Source organism: Streptomyces sp. V4I23, assembly GCF_030817975.1.
In the GTDB taxonomy this organism is placed as follows: Bacteria; Actinomycetota; Actinomycetes; order Streptomycetales; family Streptomycetaceae; genus Streptomyces.
The window spans coordinates 4,088,626-4,107,121 of sequence record NZ_JAUSZW010000004.1 but is presented as its reverse complement, the minus strand read 5'-3'; the positions used below and the strand labels follow the sequence as shown (position 1 = coordinate 4,107,121).

The following is an 18,496-nucleotide window of genomic DNA, read 5'->3' as shown; positions in this document are numbered from 1 at the left end:
TGGACAAGCGGTCCACGATCCGGACAGGGATCCGGGGAATTGGCGCCCAGGGCGAGGAATTGCCTCACTTTTATCGATTCCGGCAATTCGGGCAAAGTGACACGCAAGGCAATATCGGGTGGGGTGGCCCGAGTCGGCACCGGTAGCCTGGTGGGGTGATTGACCTTCGCCTGCTCCGTGAGGACCCCGACCGTGTTCGCGCCTCCCAGCGCGCCCGTGGAGAGGATGTCGACCTCGTCGACGCACTTCTCTCCGCCGATGAGCGGCGAAGGTCCTCGGGCCTCCGCTTCGACGAGCTGCGTTCCGAGCAGAAGTCGCTCGGCAAGCTCATCCCCAAGGCCTCTCCCGATGAGCGCGCCGAGCTTCTGAAGAAGGCCGAGCAGCTCAAGACCGACGTCAAGGCCGCCGAGGCCGCGCAGAACGACGCCGACGAGGAGACCAGGCAGCTCCTGCTCAAGCTCGGCAACATCGTCCACCCGGACGTTCCGGTCGGCGGCGAGGAGGACTTCGTCGTCCTGGAGACGCACGGCACGATCCGCGACTTCGCCGCCGAGGGCTTCGAGCCCAAGGACCACCTGGAGCTCGGCGAGGCGCTCGGCGCCATCGACGTCGAGCGCGGCGCCAAGGTCTCGGGCTCGCGCTTCTACTACCTGACCGGCGTCGGCGCCCTCCTGGAGCTCGCCCTCGTCAACGCAGCGATCGCCCAGGCGACCGAGGCCGGCTTCGTCCCGATGCTCACCCCGGCGCTGGTCCGCCCGCGCGCCATGGAGGGCACCGGCTTCCTCGGCCAGGCCTCGGAGAACGTGTACCACCTGGAGAAGGACGACTACTACCTGGTCGGCACCTCCGAGGTCCCGCTCGCCGCGTACCACATGGACGAGATCATCGACGGCGACAAGCTGCCGCTGCGGTACGCGGGCTTCTCGCCCTGCTTCCGCCGCGAGGCCGGCACGTACGGCAAGGACACCCGCGGCATCTTCCGGGTCCACCAGTTCGACAAGGTCGAGATGTTCTCGTACGTCGCTCCGGAGGACGCCGAGGCCGAGCACAAGCGGCTGCTGGAGTGGGAGAAGCAGTGGCTGACCGGCCTGGAGCTGCCGTTCCAGGTGATCGACGTCGCCACGGGTGACCTCGGCGCCTCGGCCTCGCGCAAGTACGACTGCGAGGCGTGGATCCCGACCCAGGGCAAGTACCGCGAGCTGACCTCCGCCTCGAACTGCGACGGCTTCCAGGCGCGCCGCCTGTCCGTCCGCATGCGCGACGGCAAGAAGGTGCAGCCGCTGGCGACGCTGAACGGCACGCTGTGCGCCGTGCCGCGCACCATCGTGGCGATCCTCGAGAACCACCAGCTGGCCGACGGTTCGGTGCACGTCCCCGCGGTCCTGCGTCCCTACCTCGGCGGCCGCGAGGTGCTGGAGCCGATCTCCAAGTGAGTCCCGCCCCCTTCCCGTACAAGCTCGTCGCGACGGACCTGGACGGCACGCTGCTGCGTGGCGACGAGACCGTCTCGGAGCGCACCCGTGACGCGCTCGCCGCGGCCACCGCGGCGGGTGCCGCGCACATCGTCGTCACCGGGCGCGCTGTGCCGTGGACGCGGCACATCCTGGACGACCTCGGCTACGGCGGCCTGGCCGTGTGCGGGCAGGGGGCGCAGGTCTACCACGCGGGCGAGCACCGGCTGCTGACGTCGGTCACTCTCGACCGGCAGCTGGCCGGGCTCGCCCTCTCCAAGATCGAGGCGGAGGTCGGCCCGCTGCTGCTGGCGGCGAGCCGGGACGGGCTCGACGGCGACGTGCTGATCGGCGAGGGCTACCGGGTGCAGGAAGGCCCGCTTCCGTACGTGCCGATGAAGGACCCGGCCGACCTGTGGGCCGCTCCGCTGAACAAGGTCTACATCCAGCATCCGACGCTGGCGGACGACGAGCTGGCGACGGTGGCCAGGGCGGTGGTCGGCAGTCTCGTGGACGTGGTGATGGCGGGCGCCGGGATCGTGGAGATCCTGCCGCTGGGCCTGAGCAAGGCCACGGGCCTGTCGCTGGCCGCGCGCCGGCTGGGCGTACGGGGCGCGGACACGATCGCCTTCGGCGACATGCCGAACGACATCCCGATGTTCGGCTGGGCCGCGCACGGCGTGGCGATGGCGAACGCGCACGACGAACTGAAGGCTGTGGCCCACGAGATCACGGCGTCGAACGAGAACGACGGCATCGCGGTGGTCCTGGAGCACCTGCTCCGGGGCTGACGGCGGAGGATGCGCGGATCGAACGCGCGCAGGGTCGGAGCCCTGACGACGGCTTAGCAAGCCGCTGCCTTACCACTCGGCCAATCCTCCGGGAGGGGGGCGGCCCGCGCGGATGCGCGCTCGAAGCGGCCGCCCCCTGGGCAGCCGCTCCGGCCGGCCGTGCGGAGGGTGATGACTACTCCGCGGCCTGCCCGGTGCCGCCCCGACGGGAGCACAACGGACCTCGACTCGAACTCTCGGTCATCGCCGCACTCCTCTCCCGGTCGGTCGCACCGGCACCTCGCACGGATGTGCGGTACCGGCTTCAACCACTCTGCCCGGTAGGGGCGTTCGGCGCCAACGGATTTCTCGTCAGCGAGCCCGCAGTACCTCCACGTTGAAGACGTGCGCGCCGAGCGCGGTGGCCACCCCCACGAACAGCAGCGCGAAGTGCTCCTGACCCCGGGCCGTGGCGATGCCGCCGAGGTCGAGCCGGGAGGCGGCCGGCCAGCCGAAGTCCTCCAGCAGTTCGCCGACGCGCTCCTTGGCCCCGGCGTCGTACCCGGACAGGAAGACCGTGCCCGGTGAGGTCAGGAGCTCGGGACGGACCATGACCGAGGCGTCCATGGTGCACAGTGTCTTGACGACCTTGGTGTCCGGCAGCGCCCGCTGGAGGATTTCCCCCACGCTGTCGTTGTGGTGCACCAGCTCCATGGCGGGCGTCAGGGCGACGGTGACGTCGAGCAGCACCTTGCCGGCCAGCTGCGGCCGCACGGAGGCGAGGAGTTCGACGCTCTCGGGGGTCCCCGGCGTGGCGTTGACGACGATGTCCCCGTGTGCGGCCGCCTCGGCCACGGTGACCACGGGGTGGTCCAGGTCCTTCCTGTTCTGCGGGTCGCGGGAGCCGAGCACCACGTCGTGCCCGGTGCGTGCGGCGCCGGCCGCGAGTGTTCTGGCGACGTTTCCTGTGCCGATGATCGCGATGTTCGTCATGGATGTGACGCTAGGCGGCGCACGGCCCCGGCCGTATCGGGCTACATGCCCGGACACGGTCGGGCTGTGGACGTAGGCCCGACCGGCCGGGTGGTCGGCAGCGGGCGGTCAGCGACGCCTGCGGCGACGGAGATCTCTGAGCTGGCGGGCGAAGTCGTCCATCCTCGCGTCCATCCTGATCATGTCGTCGGACAGTTCGCACAACCGGTTGCTCATCGCACCGACCACACGGTTGGTGGCCTCCAGTCGCTGGTCGAGACTGTCGAGTCGCTGCGACATCCGGTTCAGAACCGGGCCGAGCTCCTGCAGCGCGGTGCCCACACCGGCGAGGCAGTGCTCGACATCGGTGACTCGGCGGTCGAGCGACGCGTAGCCCTCGCGCCACCCCTCCTCCGCGTCGAGGAGGTAGGTGCGCACGCGCCGGGCGATGTCGCTGTCGCGCAGGAGCATGGCGACGTTGAGCACGGCACGGCGGGTGAAGAGGGTGAGGCTGGAGCGGCGCTGTGGATAACTCGCGCCACCCTCGGATGAGAGTGACAACTTGTCACTCTGATATTCGCGCAGGTCAGAGCCACGCAACACCTTCATCCCGTTCTCGGTGAGCTCTTCGCGGTGCCGTGACGCCATCTGCCTGATGACAGCTGTGGATACTTCGAAGTACCCCGCGACGCCGTCTGTGGACACATGCATGTCGTCCGGCAGCAGCCGGAGCGCCTTCACCTTGTCGAGCACTTCGACGTGCCCCTTGACGCTGTCGCGCATCGCGCGCGATTCGAGCAGGGCGACTTCTGTGGGCATGGGCATGCCTTCCGTTCCGGAACCGGCCATGGACGGCCCTCTCCCCGGGCACAGGGGCGGAGGTCGGCTCACGGTGCAACCCACTCAATGACCGGCCCGACCGAGATCCCTCGCCCCGGCACCGGCAATCCCCGACTTCACGAACGCTCGACGCCACTCACTCCAGTTGCCTCCACGCACAGGGCACAACGAGCCGATAAACGTACAGTTACGCGAAACGGGCCGGCCCCCGCCCGACAGGGCAGGGGCCGCCGTGCGCCGTCCGTCACTCCTCGCCGGCGAGCTTGAGCACGCGCAGCCGCTGGCCCGCGTACCAGGTCGCCGCCACGGTCACCCCTGCCAGCAGCGCCACGGCGGCGGGCAGGCCGACGTCCGAGCCGATCATCCCCTCGCCGCCGATCTTCTCGGCCAGCGAGAGGGACCACTGCTGGACGCTGAGCGTCCGGGCCCCGGGGACCAGGCTGCCGAACAGCGTCTCCCACACCAGGGCGTAGACGAGCCCGATGACCACCGCGTGCCGGCTGACCGTGCCGAGCAGCAGGAAGAGGGCGCTGTACGCGATGGAGGCGACCAGGGCCGCGACGGTGCAGGCGATGGCGATCTGCTGCCCGTTGCCGTTCAGGATGAAGCCGGCGACGAACGTGGGGACGGCCGAGAAGGCCATGGTCACGGCGATCGCCACGATCAGCTTGGTGAAGATGATCGTCGGCCGTTTCACCGGCTTGGCGAGCAGGTAGACGATCGAACCGTCGTCGATCTCCGGGCCGATCGCACCCGTCCCCGCGATCACGCCGATCAGCGGCACCATCGTGGCGAGGGCGAACCCGCTCAGGACGTCGGCCGCGACCTGGTCGTCCGCGCCGTTGAACGTCCGCACGGCGGCGGCGATCAGCAGCAGCAGAGCAGGCAGCACGAACAGGATGGCGGCACGGCGCCTGCCGAGCACGGCCCGATAGGTGAGCCGGGCGACTGTGGGGTTGTACATGGACGTCACAGCTCCTTTCAGGCCGCTACGAGGTAGGAGAAGACCGATTCGAGGGACTCGTCGGACGGCGAGACCGTGAGCAGCCGGATGCCGTGCTCCCGCGCGACCTTCGGCAGCAGCTCGGTGAACCGGCCGAAGTCGACGGCCTGGATGCGCAGCGCCCCCTCGCCGAGGTCGACCTCGATGCCGGCTGTGGACGGGTCGGCGATCAGGGCGGCGGCGAGCGCCCGGTCGTCGCTGGAGCGGACCAGATAGCGGTGCGGGCGGTCCGTCATCAGGCGGCGGATCCGGCGGAAGTCGCCGCTGGCCGCGTGCCGCCCGGCGACGATCACCTCGATGTGGGAGGCCAGTTGCTCGACCTCCTCCAGGATGTGCGAGGAGAACAGCACGGTGCGGCCCTCCGCGCCCATGCGGCGCAGCAGGTCCATGAGCTGCATGCGCTGGCGCGGGTCCATGCCGTTGAACGGCTCGTCCAGCAGCAGCACGGCCGGGTCGTGGACGAGCGCGGAAGCCATCTTCACGCGCTGGCGCATGCCCTTGCTGTACGTCGCGATCTTGCGGTCCTGGGCGTACTCCATCTCCACCGTGGCGAGCGCCCGTGCGGCCTCGCGATCGCCCAGGCCGTGCAGTTCGGCGTTGGCGACGACGAACTCGCGGCCGGTGAGGAAGTCGTACATCGCCTCCCGTTCGGGAACGACGCCGATCTGCCGGTAGACCGACTCGTTGCGCCAGATCGGCCGGCCGTCGAGAGTGACGGTGCCGGTGGAGGGGGCGAGGAAGCCGCCCATCATGTTGATGAGGGTGGACTTTCCGGCGCCGTTGGGGCCGAGGAGACCGGTGACGCCGGGGCCGATCGCCATGGTGACGTCGTTGACGGCCACCACGTTGCCGAACCAGCGCGACGCGTGCTCGATGTTGACCGTTGTCACAGGCCGACCTTCCGGTAGCGGCGCATCAGCACGGCGTACGAGCCGGCGACGAGCGCGAGGACGACGAGGAGGTAGACGACGCCGGCGCCGGTTCCCGGGCCCTCGCCGCCCGGGAAGGCGGACGTGGCGCCGAGGAACGCGCTCTGCACCCCGTCGATGAGCGTGACCGGCGAGAACAGGCCCAGCCACGGGACGGCACCCGCCGAGCCGGTCTCCCAGGCGATGGCCTGGACCGTGGACACGGCGCCGTAGGTGATGGTGAGCGTCGCGATCACGGCGGCGACGCCGAAACCGCGCCGCGGTGTGAAGGCGGCGAGCACGAGGCCGATGCCGCCGAAGAGGACGGAGAGAAGAGCCACGGAGACCATGCCCTGCGCGAAGCCCTTCGTCTGGTCGGCGAAGTCGAACTTCGCCAGCAGCGCGCCCAGATAAAGGATGACCAGCGGCGTGGCCGTGAGGACGAAGAGCGCGGAGGCCATCGCCGCGAACTTGGCGACCACGTAGTCGACGCGCTCGATGGGACGCGAGAAGTACAGCGGGACCGACTTGAACCGCAGGTCGCGTGAGACGGACTGCGGTGCCTGCGCCGCCAGGAACAGGGCGATCAGCGCCTGCATGATGATCGCGTAGCGGGTGTACTCCACCGGCAGGTCCGACATCGAGGGCACCGAGATCGCGACGGCCACCATGATCGCCGCCACGAGGCACATGATGCCGAGCAGGATCATCGGCAGGACCTTGGACTTGGCGGAGCGGCCGAGGCCGTACGCGCCGCGCAGCGACTGCGAGTAGAGCGAGCGGCGCGCGTAGGCGCGGCCGAGGCGGGGGCCGTCGTAGGTGCGGTACCCGATGTTGTGGATCCGCGTGGTCTCCGGGGCCCCGGGGGTCTGCGTGCTCACCGGGTCTGCACCTCCATGGGCCGGTCGGCCGTCTCCGGGCGGAAGACCTCCGCGATGTGGTGACGGCGCTGTTCCATCCGGACGAGACCGAGGCCGAGGTCGGCGACGGTGTCCCGGACGATGTCGTACGTCTCCTCGCCGGCCGCCTCGAGCAGCAGGATGTGGCCCGCGCCGGGCAGGCCCTCCTCGGTCCGCTCGTGCAGCGTGACCCCGGCCGCGGCGAGCGCGGCCCGCAGCGCGGCGGTGCCGTCGGGGTGCGTCTCGGAGTCGGTGACCTCGACCGCGAGGGTGGCCGTGGTCTGCGTGAAGTCCTTCGTGGAACTGGAGCGCAGCAGCGTGCCGCCGTCGATGACGACGACGTGGTCGCAGGTGCGCTCCAGTTCGCCGAGGAGGTGGGACGTGACCAGGACCGAGATGCCGAAGTCGGTGTGGATGCGGCGGATCAGGCCGAGCATCTCGTCGCGGCCGACCGGGTCGAGTCCGTTCGTCGGCTCGTCGAGGAGGACGAGCTGCGGGTCGTGGACGAGGGCCTGCGCCAGCTTCACGCGCTGCTTCATGCCGGTCGAGTAGCCGCCGATGGGGCGGTAGCGCTCCTCGTAGAGGCCGACATGGCGCAGCGTGTCGGCGGTGCGCTCGCGGGCGGCCGTCGGCGGCAGTCCCGACATGCGCGCCATGTGGACGACGAACTCGGTGGCCGAGACGTCGGGTGGCAGGCAGTCGTGCTCGGGCATGTAGCCGACGCGCTCGCGGATCTGCGCTCCGCTCGTGGCCACGTCGAGTCCGAGCACGGCGGCACGGCCCTCGGTGGCGGGGGACAGACCCAGCAGGATCTTGATCAACGTGGACTTGCCGGCTCCGTTGGCGCCCACCAGGCCGGTCACACCGGGGCCGATGTCCAACGAGAGCCGGTCAAGCGCGGTCACCCTCGGGAACCGCTTGCTCAGGCTTTCGGTCGCGATCACAGTCACGCTTCGACGGTAGTGGCGGCCGCCACACCTGACGTCAGCCTCGCGTCCCGATGTGCGTCCGACTCGAGAGGTACGGACCCGTAGGGGCGATGCGACCTGAGGCGACCTCACCTCGGGGGTCCGGGGTTTTCCACAGGCCGCGCACACCCCTTGACGTGATCGCCGGGCATGGTCGCATTCGTCGGTGTGACGTTACGGCTCGTAGTCGCCCGGGAGACGGACGGTGGCGTGGTCCCGTGCCGGGGGGCCGACGGCCTGCCGCAGGTGCCGTGCCGGGCGGAGGGGAGATGATCCGGTGAGCGGTCTGCAGGGGGCGCGCGAGCGCCGGGTCCGTACGGGCGGTGTCGAGCTGTGCGTCGCCGAGCTGGGCGACGAGACGCGGCCGACCGTGCTGCTGGTGCACGGCTACCCGCACAGCAAGGAGGTCTGGTCCGAGGTCGCGGCCGGGCTCGCCGACCGCTTCCACGTCGTGCTGTACGACGTCCGGGGCCACGGCGCCTCCACCGCCCCCGTCCCGCTGCGCGGCGGCTTCACGCTGGAGAAGCTGACGGACGACTTCCTCGCCGTGGCCGACGCGGTGAGTCCGGACCGGCCGGTGCACCTCGTGGGGCACGACTGGGGGTCGGTGCAGTCCTGGGAGTTCGTCACGGTCCGGCGCACCGAGGGCCGCATCGCCTCGTTCACCTCCGTGTCCGGGCCGTCCCTGGACCATTTCGGGCACTGGATCAAGCGGCGGATGCGCCGGCCCACCCCGCGCCGCGTCGGACAGCTCCTCGGCCAGGGCGCCAAGCCCTGGTACGTGTACCTGCTGCACACACCGGTGCTGCCGGAGCGGGCCTGGCGCGGGCCGCTGGGCAAGCGGTGGCCCAGGATGCTGGAGCGAGTCGAGCGCGTGCCCGCCGGGAACTGTCCGACGGCCTCGCTGCCCCAGGACGCGGCGCACGGGGCCTGGCTCTACCGGGACAACGTCCGGGCGCGGCTGCGCCGCCCCCGCGCCGACGCCTACGCGCACGCGCCGGTCCAGCTGATCACGCCGGCCGGTGACGCCTTCCTGTCGGAGCGGCTCTACGACGAACTCGACGCCTGGGTGCCCCGGCTCACCCGCCGCACCCTGGCCGCCAAGCACTGGGTGCCGCGCACCCGCCCTGACCAAATGGCGGCCTGGATCGGCGACTTCGTCACGGCCCACGAGTCCGGCACGGCCCCCTCGGGCCCTCCTTCCTCGGTAGCGGCGCAGGGGCCGTACGCACAGCGGTTCGGCGGCCGGCTCGGTTCGGCGGCCGGCTCGTGCTCGTGACGGGTGCGGCGAGCGGCATAGGGCGGGCCACCGCCTTCGCCTTCGCCGAGGCCGGGGCGCGCGTCGTGACGGTGGACCGGGACGCGGAGGGCGCCGCCCGGACCGCGGAGCTGGCGCGGCTGACAGGGGCGGCCGACGCCTGGGCGGAGACCGTCGACGTGGGCGACGAGCAGGCGATGGAGAAGCTGGCCGAGAAGGTCACCACGGAGTACGGGGGGGTGGACGTCCTCGTCAACAACGCCGGAATCGGCCTGTCGGGCTCGTTCCTCGACACGAGCACCGACGACTGGAAGAAGGTCCTCGACGTCAACCTGTGGGGCGTGATCCACGGCTGCCGGCTCTTCGGGGGCCGGATGGCGGAGCGCGGCCAGGGCGGCCACATCGTCAACATCGCGTCGGCCGCCGCCTATCTGCCGTCCCGGACGCTTCCCGCGTACAGCACGTCCAAGGCGGCCGTGCTGATGCTCAGCGAGTGCCTGCGCGCGGAGTTCGCCGGCCGGGACATCGGCGTCTCCGTGATCTGCCCCGGCATCGTGAACACCAACATCACCGCGACGGCGCGCTTCGCCGGGGCGGACGAGGCGGAGCAGAAGCGACGGCAGAAGAAGGCGGCCCGGCTGTACGGGCTGCGCAACTACCCGCCGGAGAAGGTCGCCGAGACCGTCCTGAGGGCCGTCATGAGGAACGAGGCCGTGGTGCCCGTGACGCCGGAGGCACGGGGCGCCCGTGTCATGGCGCGGTTCGCGCCGAGGGTACTGCGCGCGCTCGCCCGGATCGAACCTCCCCTGTGAGCGGCGCCGAGTACCGGATCGAGGTCGCGGGCCGCGGCCTGGGCGGGGTGCTCGGGCTCGTTGCCGAGGTGCAGGGGCCGTGGACCGACGAGGAGCGGCACGCGTCACCCGGGACGAACTGGCCGTGAAATTCGGAGTGTTCGGCCGAAGAACAGTCGCTCGCCGACGCCGTGGAGCTCGGCGTGCTGGAACGAATCACGGGCCGCGAGGACGAGTTCCTGGTACCGAGCCCGCAAGCGCTATACGTGGATGTCCAGTTGCACGCCGCCGGTGTGCCGCTGCCAGCAATCTCCGTTCACCTCAGGGAGCTTCGGGGCCAGTTCGAGCACATCGCCGCGCGCTTCCTGGAGTTCACCGCCGAGCACGTCTTCGCCGGGTTTCCGGCGCACCAGCCGCCGACGGACGCGGAAGCGGCGGAAGCCGCCGTTCTGGTCCGGCGTCTTCACCCGCTCGCCCAGCAGACGGTCGACGCGGAACTCGCGCGTGCGATGCGGGTGTTCGCCACCCGGTCCCGCGGCAACTGTCGGCGGGCGGCCCGGCGCCTGCCGAGCAGGAGCAGCGTCCGGTGATGCTGCCCGAGGGCACAATGGTCGCCGCACGGAAGCCGGTTGGCGAGGCGCAGGCCTCCGCGTTCATCGCGGCAGCCGCCGAACGGGAGGTGCGGGCACGGACGTTGGAGTCACTCACCGCAACACGCAATGGTGAAAGAGGATTTGGTCAAATAGGGTAAAACCAAAGGCAGTTGTCCACAGATCCGCCAATCTCCCTGTGGATAAGCGCAGTTGGTTGTGGATCAAACATCTGAGGCGCAAAAATTTCCAGTGGCGTGGCCGACATCGTCGGGGCACGCTGAAGGTATGAACGCAAGACCCGTCGGCGCCTCCCCGGACGACCGGCGCACCGTCAAGGTGTCGAAGTACCTCTCGAAGCATCTGCGGCACCAGCCGGAGCGGATCGGCATCACCCTCGACGCGAACGGCTGGGTGCCGATCGACGAGCTGATGCGCGCGGCAGCGGAGCATGGCTTCCGCTTCACCCGCGCCGAGCTCGACCATGTCGTGGCCGTCAACGACAAGAAGCGCTTCACCGTCGACGGAGCCCGTATCCGCGCCAACCAGGGCCACACGGTGGAGGTCGATCTCGGGCTCCCGCCGGCCGAACCGCCCGAGTACCTGTACCACGGCACCGTCGCGCGCAGCCTGGACGCGATCCGCGCCGAGGGACTGCGCCCGATGAACCGCCACGACGTCCACCTCTCGCCCGACCGGGAGACCGCCACCCGCGTCGGCGCCCGCCGGGGGCGCCCTGTGGTGCTGGCTGTGCACGCCGGCGCGCTGCACCGGGCGGGCCATGTCTTCCGTGTCAGCGCCAACGGCGTGTGGCTGACGGCCTCGGTGCCCCCGGAGTTCATCCGCTTCCCGGGTGCCTAGCGGCCCCCGCCCGTCTCGCTCCCCCGGCGCCCCTGCGCCGCCGTGCTGCGAGCGGTCGTGTGGCCGGGGCGGGGGGACGCCTCCGCCGGTCAGCGGCGGAGCTGTCCCAGGGCCTCCGTCGCGATCTGCTCGAAGACGGCCTGGTCGGCGGCGAAGACCGAGTCGGGGATGGGCGCGTGGATCACGATCTCGTCGAAACCGAGCGCGCGGTGCCGGCCCGCGAAGTCGACGAACGCGTCCAGCGATTCCAGCGGCCGCCCCCGGTCGGGGGTGAACCCGGTCAGCAGGATCTTCTCCAGTTCGCCTTCGTCCCGGCCGATGTCGGCGCATGCCTTCGACAGCTTGTCCATCTGCCCGCGGAGGGCCTCGATCGACTGCTCGGGCGTCCCCGTCTCGAACAGCTTCGGGTCACCGGTCGTCACCCACGCCTGCCCGTGCGCGGCGGCGAGCCTCAGTCCCCGCGGGCCTGTGGCGGCGACGGCGAACGGCAGCCGCGGGCGCTGGACGCTGCCGGGGATGTTGCGCGCCTCGACCGCCGAGTAGAAGGTCCCCTCGTGAGTGACGGCCTCCTCGGTCAGCAGCCTGTCGAGCAGCGGCACGAACTCGGCGAACCGGTCGGCCCGCTCCCGCGGCGTCCACACCTCCTGCCCGAGGGCCGTGGCGTCGAAGCCGACACCGCCCGCGCCGATACCGAGCGTGATCCGGCCGCCGGAGATGTCGTCCAGGGAGATCAGCTCCTTGGCGAGGGTCACCGGGTGCCGGAAGTTGGGGGAGGTCACGAGCGTGCCCAGCCGCAGCCGCTCGGTCGCGGCCGCAGCGGCGGTCAGCGTCGGCACTGCGCCGTACCAGGGCCCGTCCCGGAAGGTCCGCCACGACAGGTGGTCATAGGTGTACGCGGCGTGGAAGCCGAGCTGCTCGGCGCGCAGCCACTGGTCGCGGCCGCCGTCGTGCCAGGGTCGTACGGGAAGGATCACAGTACTCAAACGCATGCATCGAGCGTACGCGGCGGCGCAAGGGAAGCCGCCCCCTCAGATGTGCGCCCTCCCGCACGCCCGTGCACCCGGTACGGGAGAATGTCCCAGTGACCTCAGCTACCGATCCCCGCCACCTGCCCGCGACGCCCCGGCTGATCGCCACCGACCTCGACGGCACACTGCTGCGCGACGACAAGTCCGTCTCCGACCGGACCATCGCCGCACTCGCCGCCGCCGAGGAGGCCGGGATCGAGGTCTTCTTCGTGACCGGCCGCCCGGCCCGCTGGATGGACGTCGTGAGCGACCACGTCCACGGCCACGGTCTCGCGATCTGCGCGAACGGCGCGGCCGTCGTGGACCTGCACTCCGGCGGGCAGCTGCTCAAGATCCGTGACCTGCCGAGGGCGAACGCGCTCGACGTGGTGACCGCCCTGCGGGCCGCGGCCCCCGGCACGTCGTTCGCCGTCGAACTGGCGACCGGCATCCACTACGAGCCGGAGTACCCGCCCTTCCACCTCGACCCGGGCGCGACCGTCGCCACGGCCGAGAAGCTGCTCCACGAACCGCGGCCCGGCCTGGGCGCCCCCGTGCTCAAGCTGCTGGCCCACCACTCCGAGCTGACCCCCGACGGGTTCCTGGCACTGGCCCGCACGGCCACCGTGGACCTCGCCTCCGTCACGCGTTCCAGCCCGACCGCGCTGCTGGAGATCAGCGGCCTGGGCGTGAGCAAGGCCAGCACGCTCGCCCTGTGCTGCGCGGAGCGCGGGATCTCGTCCGACGAGGTCGTGGCCTTCGGGGACATGCCCAACGACGTGGAGATGCTGACCTGGGCAGGCACCTCGTACGCGATGGGCAACGCCCATCCGGACGTCGTCGCCGCCGCCTCCGGGCGGACCGTCGCCAACAACGACGACGGTGTCGCCGTCGTCATCGAGCAGATCCTCACCCAGCACGCGCGGGCGCGGGGCTGACCGGGCACCGGCCCCGGCCGGGCTACGGTCGCCGGGGACGGGCTGCCGGTCGCCGGCGCGACGGCTGCGCTACAGCGGGACGCCGTGCGACCGCAGCCAGGCCAGCGGGTCGACTCCCGACCCCAGGTAGGGCGTGAGCCGCACCTCGAAGTGCAGGTGCGGCCCCGTCGAGTTGCCCGACGTGCCGGCCTGACCGATCCACTGCCCGGTGCGCACCTGCTCGCCCTGGTCCACGGTCACCCCGGCCAGGTGTGCGTACTGGGAGTAGTAGCCGCCCGGGTGCTCGACCACGATCTCGATGCCGAAGCCGCCGCCGCAGGACACCGAGACCACCCGGCCCGCCCCGATCGCACGCACCGGCGCGCCGATGCCGACGGCGAAGTCCTGCCCGGTGTGCCGCCGAGCCCAGCGCTCACCGACACTGTCGAACCCGGCGGACAGGCTGTAGTCCTCGACGGGCGTGACCCACTCGGGCCCGCCTTCGGGCAGCTCGGGCTGCTCGAGGCGTACGGCGCCCGCGCAGGAGCCCGCCGCCACGCTGGCGTCGGCCTGGCTCTGCAACTGCCACTGCGCGGTCTCCAGTTTCGCCTCGATGCCCCGCTTGACCACCGCGAGCTGCGCGTTGCGCGTGGCGAGATTCCGCCAGGCGGCTTGCGCCTTCTGCTCGGCCCGTCCGAGCTGCCGCTCGGCCAGCCGGGCGCGCTCCAGCAGCAGGTTCACCGCCCGCTCCGTCTGCGCCGCGACACGGTAGCCGCGCAGCAGCGCGTCGGGGTTGTCGGCGAGCAGAAGCCGTGCGGTGTGGGCGAGGGAACCGCCGGTGCGGTACTGCTCGCGTGCGACGCCGCCGATCGAGTCGTGGATGGCTCCGAGCTCTGCCCTCTGCTCCGCCAGTCTGGACTGGAGTTTCTCGGCCGTGACGCGCTGCGCCTCCGCCGCGCGGCTGCTCCGCTCGTACGCCGCGGTGGCCTTGGCCGCGTCGGCGAACAGCCGTGCCACTTCGACGGCGACGGGGGGCGCGGGCTGATCGGCCTCCGGGGCGAGGGGCGCGGGCCGGTCGAGTACGGGAGGGGCTGGCTGGTCAGGGACCGGCGGCTCGGGCTGGTCAGGGACGGGCGGCAGCTCGGAAGCGGCGGCCGACAGCTTCGGCTTCTCGGACGCCGCGGCGGATGCCGGCGCACCGAGGAGCGTGCACAGCACCACCGGAACGATCATCAGCCTGTCACGGTGTCTCAAGCACATTCCGTGATCGTCGCCCGGCTTCGCCGCCAAGTCGGGCAACGGTGCGGTGTCGTACGGCCACCTGGCCCAGCAGGCACCGCGCTCGGGCGACAGACGCCCGCCGAACGGTCCTGCGGGACCTACAGCGATGCCTCCCAGAAAACCGTCGTGGCCGCGCCGCCGTCCCCGGTGCCCGGTCCGACGCCGCTCGATCCACCCCATGACTCGGCCCGGCGCGCCGGATCGCGCAGCCCGCTGCGCCGGCCCCCGTCCGGGATGTCCACGCCGTCGTCGGCCACGGTCATCCGCACGCCGTCCGTCCCGGCGGGCAGTGCCGCGGTCCGGGGATCACCACTCCGCGCGACATGACCGGGGTGTCGGAGGAGACCGCAACGATCTCCCGCTGGCCCCGGTCCGCGGTGTCGGACGGCTCCCCCGGCGACGGCATGGTCATGCTGTCGAGGCGGGTGAGGCAGAGAGTCGGGAGGCGTGGGCGTCGGCGGCCCGCTCCCGCTCCAGCATCGACCGCAACGGCCCCTCCACCAGGGCGAGCGCGTCGTAAGGTCCGCGCTGCACGACGCGCCCCGCCTCCAGCACCACGATCTCGTCGACGGCCTCCAGACCACGCAGACGATGCGTGATCAGTACGGTCGCCGGGCCCGCGCCGCTCCGCTTCTCCGCGGCCGCGAGCAGGTCGGCGGTGAGCGCGTCGGCGGTCGCCAGGTCGAGATGCTCGGCGGGCTCGTCCAGGACGAGCACCGGGAAGTCCGCGAGCAGCGCCCGTGCCAGGGCGAGCCGTTGGCGCTGGCCGCCGGAGAGGCGGGCTCCGTGTTCTCCCACGAGCGTGTCGAGCCCCTCGGGCAGCGCGTCGGCCCAGTCCAGCAGGCGGGCCTCGCCGAGCACCCGCCGGAGTTCGTCCTCCGGGGCCTGCGGACGTGCGAGGCGCAGGTTCTCCCGCAGCGTGCTGTCGAAGATATGGGCGTCCTGGGCGCACAGCCCCACGAGACGCCGTACCGCGTCGCCCTCCAGGGCCTCGGCCGGGACGCCGCCGAGCGTGTACGTCCCCGAGCCGGCGTCGAGGAAGCGGAGCAGTACGTGGGCGAGCGTGGTCTTCCCCGACCCGGAGGCGCCGACGACGGCCACCCGCCTGCCCGCCGTGAGCGTCAGGTCGACGCCGCTCAGCGCGTCCGCCTCCTGCCCGGCGTACCGGGCGCCGATCCCGCGCAGTTCCAGCGGGAAAGCGGTGGCGGGCGGTGCGGCCGGGTGCGACGGCTCGTGCACGGGCACGGGCGCGTCCAGCACCTCGTGCACCCGCTCGGCGCTGCGCTCGACCCGGCGGCGGTACTGCACGGCGAGCGGCAGTCCGACGACCGTCTCGAAGGCGGCGAGCGGTGTGAGGACCACGACCGCCAGGCAGACCCCGGTGAGCCGGCCGTCGTGCACCGCCTGGATGCCGGCGAACGCGGCACCCACCACGGTCAGGCCGCAGATCAGCGACGAGAGCCCGCCGCCGAGTGCGGTGGCTGCCGCTCCGCGCGCGGCGATGCCGGTCAGGTTCCGGTCCGCGTCCCGCGCGGCCGCGAGCCGCCGCGGCAGCGCCCCGGCGACGGTCAGTTCGGCCGTTCCGCGCAGCAGGTCGGCCACCGTGGTGGCGAGCACTCCGCGCGCCGGCGCCAGCTGCCGCTCGGCCCGCCGGGCGACAGCCCCGCTCAGCAGCGGCACGCCCACGCCCGCGGCCAGCAGGCCGGCGGCGAGGACGGCCCCCGCCTCGGGCAGCAGCCAGGCGGTGAACCCGACGGAGGCCGCGCCGACGACGACGGCCGCGCCCGCCGGAAGCATCCAGCGCAGCCAGTAGTCCTGGAGGGCGTCCACGTCGGCGACCAGCCGCGAGAGGAGGTCCCCGCGCCGGGTCCGCCGCAGCCCGGCGGGCGCGATCCGCTCCAGCCGCCGGTAGACCGCGACCCGCGTCTCGGCGAGCATGCGGAGCACCGCGTCGTGGGAGACCAGTCGCTCGGCGTACCGGAAGACGGCCCGTCCGATGCCGAAGGCGCGGGTGGCCGTGACCGCCACCATCAGGTAGAGCACCGGCGGCTGTTCGGACGCCCGGGATATCAGCCATCCGGACACGGCCATCAGCCCGACCGCCGATCCGAGGGCGAGGCTTGCCAGCAGCAGGGCCAGGGCGAGCCGGCCGCGCAGTCCGTCCGCCGCCGCACGGACTCTCAGCAGCGGAGACCGTACGCCGTCCGGGGCGCCGGCCCGTGCACCGGACGGCTCCACGACGGTCTCCTCGTCCGGCCGGACCGCCGCGGGCGCCTGCGCCGGTCCGGCGTCACCGTGCCCCGTGGCGGAACCGCCGTCGGCGCGGGTGAGCGTGACCACCCGGTCCGCCACGGCCAGCAGGGCCGGGCGGTGGACCACGAGCAGGACCGAGCGCCCCTGCGCCAGCCGGCCCACGGCCTCGACGACGCCCGCCTCCGTCATGCCGTCGAGCGCGGCGGTCGGCTCGTCGAGCAGCACCAGCGGCCGGTCGGCCAGGAACGCCCGGGCGAGCGCGAGCCGTTGCCGCTGTCCGGCGGACAGCCCCGCGCCGTCCTCGCCGAGTACCGTGCCCGCGCCCTGGGGGAGTGCGCTGACGAAGTCGTACGCTCCCGCCTCCCGCAGGGCGGCGCGCACCGCCGCGTCGTCGGCGTCCGGGCGGGCCAGCCGTACGTTCTCCGCGATCGTCCCGGCGAAGAGGTACGGGCGCTGCGGCACCCAGGCGATCTGCTGCCGCCAGAGCTCAGGGTCGACGGCGGCGAGGTCGGTGCCGCCGATCCGCACCCGCCCCTCGGTCGGTTCCACGAACCCCATCAGCACGTCCAGCAGCGTCGACTTGCCGACGCCGCTCTCCCCGACCACGGCCACCGTCTCGCCGGGTTCCACCACGAGCGAGGCCGCGCAGGGAGCGGCCTCGTCGCGCCCGGGACGGCGTACGGTCACCGCGTCGAACTCCAGCCGGAGCTCGTCCGGGACCGGCCCGCCACCGGTGCGCGTCGGCTCGGTGCCGAGCACCTCGAAGATCTCCTCGGCGGCCGCGAGACCCTCGGCCGCCGCGTGGTACTGCGCTCCGACCTGGCGCAGCGGCAGATACGCCTCGGGGGCGAGGATGAGGATCACCAGGCCGGTGTACAGATCGAGTTCGCCGTGGACGAGCCGCATGCCGACGCCGACGGCCACCAGTGCCACCGACAGCGTGGACAGCAGCTCCAGCGCGAACGACGACAGGAACGCTATCCGCAGCGTGCGGACCGTCGCCTGCCGGTACTGCGTGGTGATCGACCGGATCGACTCCGCCTGCGCCTTGGCCCGCCCGAACACCTTGAGCGTCGGCAGTCCGGCCACGACGTCCAGGAAGTGTCCGGAGAGCCGTGACAACAACTGCCACTGACGGTCCATCCGGGACTGGGTGGCCCAGCCGATGAGCACCATGAACAGCGGGATCAGGGGCAGCGTCACCACGATGATCGCGGCCGAGACCCAGTCCTCGGTCACGATCCGGGCGAGCACGGCGACCGGGACCACGACCGCGAGCCCCAGCTGCGGAAGGTAGCGCGAGAAGTAGTCGTCCAGGGCGTCGATGCCGCGCGTCGCGAGCGTGACCAGAGCACCGGTGCCGCCCCCGGCCGGGCCGGCGCCGCCCACCGGGCCGGGGCCCAGCTCGGCCACCCGCGCCAGCAGCCGGCCCCGCAGCTCCGACTTGACCGCCGCGCTCGCCCGGTGGGCAGCCAGCTCGGTCAGCCAGGAGACGAGCGCACGGCCGGCCGCGACGGCCGCCAGCAGCACCAGCGGCGCCGACAGCCCCGACACGGTCAGCCCTCGCTGAAAGGCGCCGACCACGACCTCGGCGATGAGCATCGCCTGCGCGATGACGAGCACCGCGCCGACGAGGCCGAGAACCACCACCGCACCCAGGAAGAGGCGGGTGGCACGGGCGTACCGCAGGAGCCGGGGGTCGATCGGTTTCACGTGAAACATCCCTC

The 18,496-nt window shown here is 72.1% G+C and carries 13 protein-coding genes, 1 tRNA gene and 3 pseudogenes; 6 read left to right on the top strand and 11 right to left on the bottom strand.

The features are described from left to right. The first annotated feature begins 155 nt into the window (after nucleotides 1–155). A complete protein-coding gene (gene serS / locus QFZ82_RS20890; protein WP_307714603.1) occupies nucleotides 156–1,433 on the top strand; it encodes a serine--tRNA ligase in 1,278 nt (425 codons plus the stop codon). Then, entirely contained in the window at nucleotides 1,430–2,242 is an 813-nt protein-coding gene (locus QFZ82_RS20885; RefSeq protein WP_307714602.1) for an HAD family hydrolase, read from the top strand. The genes serS and QFZ82_RS20885 overlap by 4 nt, the downstream gene beginning before the upstream one ends. A gap of 3 nt (nucleotides 2,243–2,245) precedes the next feature. On the opposite strand, the gene QFZ82_RS20880 is transcribed toward QFZ82_RS20885, so the two are convergent. The 7 genes from QFZ82_RS20880 to QFZ82_RS20850 all read right to left on the bottom strand — a co-directional run bounded on the left by QFZ82_RS20880 (nucleotide 2,246) and on the right by QFZ82_RS20850 (nucleotide 7,787). Then, nucleotides 2,246–2,332 (bottom strand) — tRNA-Ser (locus tag QFZ82_RS20880). A 261-nt stretch (nucleotides 2,333–2,593) separates the two neighbouring features. Further along, nucleotides 2,594–3,214 (bottom strand): NADPH-dependent F420 reductase, encoded by a 621-nt coding sequence (locus QFZ82_RS20875; protein ID WP_307714601.1) that lies wholly within the window; start codon nucleotides 3,212–3,214, stop codon nucleotides 2,594–2,596. Between the two features lie 108 nt (nucleotides 3,215–3,322). Then, the gene (locus QFZ82_RS20870; RefSeq protein ID WP_307717791.1) at nucleotides 3,323–4,012 is read right to left on the bottom strand and encodes a hypothetical protein; all 690 of its coding nucleotides are present in this window, start codon (nucleotides 4,010–4,012) and stop codon (nucleotides 3,323–3,325) included. A 265-nt stretch (nucleotides 4,013–4,277) separates the two neighbouring features. Continuing rightward, complete coding sequence (locus QFZ82_RS20865) at nucleotides 4,278–4,997, bottom strand: ABC transporter permease subunit (RefSeq protein ID WP_307714600.1); 720 nt, start codon at nucleotides 4,995–4,997, stop codon at nucleotides 4,278–4,280. 17 nt (nucleotides 4,998–5,014) lie between these two features. Next, on the bottom strand, nucleotides 5,015–5,926 hold the full coding sequence (locus QFZ82_RS20860) for an ABC transporter ATP-binding protein (RefSeq protein WP_307714599.1): 912 nt from the start codon (nucleotides 5,924–5,926) through the stop codon (nucleotides 5,015–5,017). Further along, on the bottom strand, nucleotides 5,923–6,825 hold the full coding sequence (locus QFZ82_RS20855; RefSeq protein WP_307714598.1) for an ABC transporter permease: 903 nt from the start codon (nucleotides 6,823–6,825) through the stop codon (nucleotides 5,923–5,925). The genes QFZ82_RS20860 and QFZ82_RS20855 overlap by 4 nt, the downstream gene beginning before the upstream one ends. Further along, nucleotides 6,822–7,787: an ABC transporter ATP-binding protein gene (locus QFZ82_RS20850; protein ID WP_307717790.1), complete on the bottom strand. Its 966-nt coding sequence runs from the start codon at nucleotides 7,785–7,787 to the stop codon at nucleotides 6,822–6,824. Before QFZ82_RS20850 ends, QFZ82_RS20855 begins: the two co-directional genes overlap by 4 nt. Nucleotides 7,788–8,088: 301 nt before the next feature. On the opposite strand from QFZ82_RS20850, the pseudogene QFZ82_RS20845 reads away from it, so the two are divergent. The 3 genes and pseudogenes from QFZ82_RS20845 (at nucleotide 8,089) to QFZ82_RS20835 (ending at nucleotide 11,311) form a co-directional block, all read left to right on the top strand. Further along, nucleotides 8,089–9,881 (top strand): annotated as a pseudogene (locus QFZ82_RS20845) (SDR family oxidoreductase). A gap of 26 nt (nucleotides 9,882–9,907) precedes the next feature. Next, a pseudogene (locus tag QFZ82_RS20840) lies at nucleotides 9,908–10,611 on the top strand (MerR family transcriptional regulator); the annotation flags it as partial. Nucleotides 10,612–10,738: 127 nt separating this feature from the next. Next, entirely contained in the window at nucleotides 10,739–11,311 is a 573-nt protein-coding gene (locus QFZ82_RS20835) for an RNA 2'-phosphotransferase (protein ID WP_307714597.1), read from the top strand. Nucleotides 11,312–11,400: 89 nt separating this feature from the next. Here the strand turns inward: QFZ82_RS20835 and QFZ82_RS20830 are convergent, their stop codons facing one another. Next, a complete protein-coding gene (locus QFZ82_RS20830) occupies nucleotides 11,401–12,300 on the bottom strand; it encodes an LLM class flavin-dependent oxidoreductase (RefSeq protein WP_307714596.1) in 900 nt (299 codons plus the stop codon). Nucleotides 12,301–12,392: 92 nt separating this feature from the next. On the opposite strand from QFZ82_RS20830, the gene QFZ82_RS20825 reads away from it, so the two are divergent. Then, complete coding sequence (locus QFZ82_RS20825; protein ID WP_307714595.1) at nucleotides 12,393–13,256, top strand: HAD family hydrolase; 864 nt, start codon at nucleotides 12,393–12,395, stop codon at nucleotides 13,254–13,256. A gap of 69 nt (nucleotides 13,257–13,325) precedes the next feature. Here the strand turns inward: QFZ82_RS20825 and QFZ82_RS20820 are convergent, their stop codons facing one another. The 3 genes and pseudogenes from QFZ82_RS20820 to cydD all read right to left on the bottom strand — a co-directional run bounded on the left by QFZ82_RS20820 (nucleotide 13,326) and on the right by cydD (nucleotide 18,482). After that, a complete protein-coding gene (locus QFZ82_RS20820; protein ID WP_307714594.1) occupies nucleotides 13,326–14,489 on the bottom strand; it encodes a M23 family metallopeptidase in 1,164 nt (387 codons plus the stop codon). A gap of 125 nt (nucleotides 14,490–14,614) precedes the next feature. Further along, nucleotides 14,615–14,815 (bottom strand): annotated as a pseudogene (locus QFZ82_RS20815) (histidine kinase); the annotation flags it as partial. A 109-nt stretch (nucleotides 14,816–14,924) separates the two neighbouring features. Next, nucleotides 14,925–18,482 (bottom strand): thiol reductant ABC exporter subunit CydD, encoded by a 3,558-nt coding sequence (cydD, locus tag QFZ82_RS20810; protein ID WP_307714593.1) that lies wholly within the window; start codon nucleotides 18,480–18,482, stop codon nucleotides 14,925–14,927. Nucleotides 18,483–18,496 lie beyond the last annotated feature (14 nt).

What these genes read in the sequence shown, in the direction of transcription:
- QFZ82_RS20875 (WP_307714601.1), bottom strand. Translation starts at nt 3,214, where the DNA reads ATGACGAACATCGCGATCATCGGCACAGGAAACGTCGCCAGAACACTC.
- QFZ82_RS20870 (WP_307717791.1), bottom strand. Translation starts at nt 4,012, where the DNA reads ATGCCCACAGAAGTCGCCCTGCTCGAATCGCGCGCGATGCGCGACAGC.
- QFZ82_RS20865 (WP_307714600.1), bottom strand. Translation starts at nt 4,997, where the DNA reads ATGTACAACCCCACAGTCGCCCGGCTCACCTATCGGGCCGTGCTCGGC.
- QFZ82_RS20835 (WP_307714597.1), top strand. Translation starts at nt 10,739, where the DNA reads ATGAACGCAAGACCCGTCGGCGCCTCCCCGGACGACCGGCGCACCGTC.
- QFZ82_RS20830 (WP_307714596.1), bottom strand. Translation starts at nt 12,300, where the DNA reads ATGCGTTTGAGTACTGTGATCCTTCCCGTACGACCCTGGCACGACGGC.